This is a genomic window from Pseudomonas sp. MD195_PC81_125, assembly GCF_014060985.1.
Taxonomy (GTDB): domain Bacteria; phylum Pseudomonadota; class Gammaproteobacteria; order Pseudomonadales; family Pseudomonadaceae; genus Aquipseudomonas; species Aquipseudomonas parakoreensis.
In genome coordinates this window covers 1-4,787 of record NZ_JABULD010000553.1, presented here as the reverse complement: position 1 = coordinate 4,787, position 4,787 = coordinate 1, and the positions used below count along the sequence as shown (strand labels likewise).

At 60.9% G+C, this 4,787-nt stretch carries 2 protein-coding genes and 2 pseudogenes; 1 reads left to right on the top strand and 3 read right to left on the bottom strand.

Going from position 1 to position 4,787, the window contains the following annotated elements; genetic code table 11:
- Window positions 1-579: 579 nt before the first annotated feature.
- The 3 genes and pseudogenes from ccoM to HT737_RS22260 form a co-directional block, all read right to left on the bottom strand.
- Window positions 580-695 (bottom strand): annotated as a pseudogene (gene ccoM, locus HT737_RS32420) (cytochrome c oxidase subunit CcoM).
- Window positions 696-823: 128 nt separating this feature from the next.
- Window positions 824-1,009: pseudogene (locus HT737_RS22265) on the bottom strand (hypothetical protein).
- A 112-nt stretch (window positions 1,010-1,121) separates the two neighbouring features.
- The gene (locus HT737_RS22260; RefSeq protein WP_182404015.1) at window positions 1,122-1,463 is read right to left on the bottom strand and encodes an aspartate-semialdehyde dehydrogenase; all 342 of its coding nucleotides are present in this window, start codon (window positions 1,461-1,463) and stop codon (window positions 1,122-1,124) included.
- A gap of 251 nt (window positions 1,464-1,714) precedes the next feature.
- Here HT737_RS22260 and rapA point away from each other — a divergent pair, with 251 nt between their 5' ends.
- A complete protein-coding gene (rapA, locus tag HT737_RS22255) occupies window positions 1,715-4,561 on the top strand; it encodes an RNA polymerase-associated protein RapA (RefSeq protein WP_182404014.1) in 2,847 nt (948 codons plus the stop codon).
- The last annotated feature ends 226 nt before the right edge of the window (window positions 4,562-4,787 follow it).

Below are 4,787 nucleotides of genomic sequence, written 5' to 3'. Positions count from 1 at the left end.
CATCAGTTAGAAATTGGTCGGCTGTCAGGCCGCCATCGCTGGCAAGCCAGCTCCCACAGTGGGATCGGGTGTTTTCAGTCAGAAATTGGTCGGCTGTCAGGCCGCCATCGCCAGCAGGCTGGCTCCCACAACTTTATTCGTGCACACCCCATGCGGCGAAGCGCCCCACTCAACACGATGAGCGTTAGCTCGAGTACCGCTCTTGATCTGAGGGCCCGTCGGCAGGCTGAGTGGAGGGATTTATCCGGGGTGGGAGCGCAGCGACCGTTTGGCGCAGCCAAACACAGCGAGAGGAGGTGCAGCGAAGCAAACCGTAGGCGCTGCCCCCGGATGAATCCCGTAGCGAAGGAACCCGAGCCTAAGCGAGGGCCGAACGTCAGGGTAAAGCCCTTTGGTTACTTTGGGGCGTTTGCCAAAGTGACCCGCCGTAAGGGCGGAACCGTAATAAGCATCACCCGCAGAAACGGATCTACACCCAGAACCCCAAGAACATGGTCGGCCCAAAGGCCGCCAAGACAAAAAAAAAGGGCAACCGAAGTCGCCCAAAATGCCTTGCGTGCTCATCAAACCCGAAAAGACCTACTTCTTGCGCTTATGCGCGTCCTTCCAGATAAAAAAATCCAAACCCTGCAAAAAAACAGAACCATGAGACCTACGGTCAGAACCCCGGCAAACACCACGTTATCGAAAAACATGACTGTGGCCTCCTGGCCCCTGCTTTGCTGCGATGGAGCTAAGTTAACCAATCGCGCAGGCGCAGAAATTGACCAGGATCAAGTCCGGTCAACACAGAGGATAAAGGCGGGAAAATAACTGACCTGCATCAAAGGATGCAGGGGGAGATCAACGCTTTTTCGGTTTTCTTTTTCGGCTTTTTCTGGGTTTTTCCCAACGGCATGGCCTGCTCGAAGGCCTTGCGCACTTCGTTCAGCCGCTTTTTCGTTGAGATCATGCACACGCTTGGCGCGTTTCAGTGCCGAGGTCGATCAGTTTTTTCATCTTGGCTCATGGCGTTCAGCGCATCACTTGGAAGAAAACACAACTGCCGCATCAGCGGCAGGCTGCGCCAATCATGCAGCCTGACACCGGCACCCGACAACAATTCGTGTAAATCGGCGGACTCAGATCTCGATATCGACCCACAAGCCCTGGCGCGGCTGATCTTCCATCAGCGGCACCACCGGCACAGTGTTGTCGGCATTGAGCTCGGTGCCCGGCACGGCGAGGTGTTCTTCCGGGTCTTCGTCGGCTTCGCGACGGCGCCGATCGCGTTCCTGTTGACGGCGCTGTTCTTCCCGCGCCAGCAGACGATCCTCTTCCGGGTCACGCTTTTGCAGGTCGATCGTGCTTTCGTTGGAGCTTTCATGCACCGGCACCACCGGAGGAATGTCCGGCCGCTGGCGAATCGGATCCTGCTGGGAAGTGATCGGCACAGCGCTCAGGGGGAGCATCGGTGGCAGCATATAAAGGGTCTCCTGTCAGCAGGCTATCGGCTGCGGCAAAGGCGCCTTGAGCCACTGGTCGCAAACTTGTGACCGGGTTGGCACTGCAGGAGCTGCCGAAGGCTGCGATCTTTTAATGGGACAACGTAGAACTCAGGTGTTTCCGTAGATCAAAAGATCGCACCTGCGGCAGCTCCTACCCAGTAATCTTTGGCCCTGAAGCCTGCATTCCGTTAAGATAGCCCGCTTTTTCAAGGTGGGAGTCAGGCAGCATGGCGCAGCAGTATCAACCGGGGCAACGCTGGATCAGTGACAGCGAAGCAGAGCTTGGTTTAGGCACCGTTCTGGCACAGGACGGCCGCTTGTTGACCGTGCTCTACCCGGCCACTGGCGAAACCCGCCAGTACGCGCTACGGAATGCGCCCCTCACCCGCGTTCGGTTCTCGCCGGGTGACACCATTACTCACTTCGAAGGCTGGAAGATGACCGTGCGCGAAGTCGACGATGTCGACGGGCTGATGGTCTATCACGGTCTCAACGGGCAGAACGAAGCCGTCACCCTGCCGGAAACCCAGCTGTCGAACTTCATTCAGTTCCGTCTGGCCAGCGACCGTCTGTTCGCCGGACAGATCGACCCGCTGCCATGGTTCTCCCTGCGCTACAACACCCTGGAACACACCAGCCGCCAATTGCAGTCCTCGCTCTGGGGCCTGGGCGGCGTGCGTGCGCAACCGATCGCGCACCAGTTGCACATCGCCCGTGAAGTCGCCGACCGCATCGCGCCGCGGGTTCTGCTGGCAGACGAAGTGGGTCTGGGGAAAACCATCGAAGCCGGCCTGGTGATCCATCGCCAACTGCTCTCGGGCCGCGCCAATCGCGTGCTAATTCTGGTGCCGGAAAACCTGCAGCACCAGTGGCTGGTGGAAATGCGCCGCCGCTTCAACCTGCAGGTTGCGCTGTTCGACGAAGAACGCTTCATTGAAAGCGATGCCACCAACCCGTTCGAAGACACCCAGCTGGCACTGGTTGCGCTGGAATGGCTGGTCGAAGACGAGAAGGCGCAGGATGCCCTGTTCGCCGCCGGCTGGGACCTGATGGTGGTCGACGAAGCCCATCACCTGGTGTGGCACGAAGACAAGGTCAGCCCGGAATACGCGCTGGTCGAGCAACTGGCGGAGGTGATTCCCGGCGTACTGCTGCTCACCGCGACCCCGGAACAGCTCGGTCAGGACAGCCACTTTGCCCGTCTGCGCCTGCTCGACCCGAACCGTTTCCACGACCTGGCCGCCTTCCGCGCCGAGAGCGAGAACTATCGCCCGGTGGCCGAAGCCGTGCAGGAGCTGCTCGACAAGGGACGCCTGTCGCCCGAAGCGCACAAGACCATCCACGGTTTCCTCGGCAACGAAGGCGAGGCCCTGCTGACCGCGGTCAACGATGGCGACAGCGAAGCCAGCGCCCGTCTGGTGCGTGAGCTGCTCGACCGCCACGGCACCGGCCGCGTACTGTTCCGTAACACCCGCGCCGCCGTGCAGGGTTTCCCCGAGCGTAAACTGCACCCTTACCCGCTGCCATGCCCGGACGAATACCTCGAACTGCCGCTGGGCGATCACGCCGAGCTGTACCCGGAAGTCAGCTTCCAGGCCCAGCCGGACGCCAGCGAAGAAGAGCGCTGGTGGAAATTCGACCCGCGCGTCGAGTGGCTGATCGATCAGCTGAAAATGCTCAAGCGCACCAAAGTGCTGGTGATCTGCGCCCACGCCGAAACCGCGATGGACCTGGAAGACGCCCTGCGCGTGCGTTCCGGCATCCCGGCCACGGTGTTCCATGAAGGCATGAACATCCTTGAGCGTGACCGCGCCTCCGCCTACTTCGCCGACGAAGAGTTCGGCGCGCAAGTACTGATCTGCTCGGAAATCGGCAGTGAGGGTCGCAACTTCCAGTTCGCTCATCACCTGGTGCTGTTCGATCTGCCATCGCACCCGGACCTGCTCGAGCAGCGCATCGGTCGTCTCGACCGGATCGGCCAGAAGCACATCATCGAACTGCACGTGCCGTACCTGGAAACCAGCCCGCAAGAGCGCCTGTTCCAGTGGTACCACGAAGCATTGAACGCGTTCCTCAACACCTGCCCGACCGGCAACGCCTTGCAGCATCAGTTCGGCCCGCGCCTGCTGCCGCTGCTCGAAGAAGCCGATGACGGCGAGTGGCAAGCACTGATCGACGAGGCCCGCACCGAGCGCGAGCGTCTGGAACAAGAGCTGCACACCGGTCGCGACCGTCTGCTGGAACTCAACTCCGGCGGCGCTGGCGAAGGGGATGCGCTGGTCGAGGCGATCCTTGAACAGGACGACCAGTTCGCCCTGCCGATCTACATGGAAACCCTGTTCGACGCGTTCGGCATCGACAGCGAAGACCACTCGGAAAACGCCCTGATCCTCAAGCCGAGCGAGAAGATGCTCGACGCCAGCTTCCCGCTGGGCGACGACGAAGGTGTGACCATCACCTACGACCGCAACCAGGCGCTGTCGCGCGAAGACATGCAGTTCATCACCTGGGAACACCCGATGGTGCAGGGCGGCATGGACCTGGTGCTGTCCGGTTCGATGGGCAACACCGCCGTCGCGCTGATCAAGAACAAGGCACTGAAACCGGGCACCGTGCTGCTGGAACTGCTCTATGTCAGCGAAGTGGTTGCCCCGCGTTCGCTGCAACTGGGCCGTTACCTGCCGCCGGCCGCCTTGCGCTGCCTGCTCGACGCCAACGGCAACGACCTGTCACCACGGGTCTCGTTCGCAACCCTCAACGATCAACTGGAAAGCGTACCTCGCGCCAGCGCCAACAAGTTCATCCAGGCCCAGCGCGATCAACTGACGCCACGGATCAACGCGGGTGAAGACAAGATCACCCCGCGTCACGCCGAGCGCGTGGCCGAGGCCCGGCGTCGTCTGGCCGCCGATACCGACGAAGAACTGGCGCGCCTGACCGCATTGCAAGCGGTCAACCCGACCGTGCGCGACAGCGAACTCGATGCGTTGCGCCAGCAGCGTGAACAGGGTCTGGCGATGCTGGATAAAGCGGCGCTGCGTCTGGAAGCGATTCGGGTACTGGTGGCGGGTTAAACCACCCTGCCCCACCGCTGTAAATGAAAAGGCCCGCAGTGATGCGGGCCTTTTTGTTTGTCTGGTATTTATCAGCTGATGCTGATGGCCCCATCGCTGGCAAGCCAGCTCCCACAGGGTTTGGAGTGTTTACAAATTATGCGTGTGACTCGGTCACTGTGGGAGCTGGCTTGCCAGCGATAGCAATCATGCAGTCGCCACAGAAACATCAGGCTCAACCACTGCC